Origin of the sequence: Pseudomonas sp. HY13-MNA-CIBAN-0226 (genome assembly GCF_040310305.1) — a bacterium.
Classification (GTDB): Bacteria; Pseudomonadota; Gammaproteobacteria; order Pseudomonadales; family Pseudomonadaceae; genus Aquipseudomonas; species Aquipseudomonas gregormendelii.
This window is the reverse complement of the sequence record NZ_JBEOPS010000439.1, coordinates 1-253: the sequence shown is the minus strand read 5'-3', so window position 1 is coordinate 253 and position 253 is coordinate 1. Positions and strand designations below refer to the sequence as shown.

General features: G+C 60.1%; 1 protein-coding gene. It reads right to left on the bottom strand.

The genetic code is table 11. The annotated features are described in order from the left end of the window. A partial coding sequence (locus AAEZ05_RS29430; RefSeq protein WP_350650157.1) for a hypothetical protein occupies positions 1-253 on the bottom strand: 253 nt, incomplete at both ends.

Sequence of the window (253 nt, the reverse complement as noted above, 5' to 3'; positions counted from 1 at the left end):
ATGTAGGACAGCAAGGTGGTGGTGGCGTAGGCGCTGCCTTGGGCCAGGTCGAGCTTGGACAGCACCAGGACTTCCAGCAGGCCGGGCAGGTTGCGCGCCAGGGCGAAGGTGATGCCGATGATGATCGACGCGCCCAGCAGGTCGCCGATGCTGATGGGCACCATGCTGATATTCGTACCCGTGCCGCTGGTGTATTCGTACAGGGTGACATTATCCAGGTACGAAAATACCGAGATCAGGTCTGACCATACCC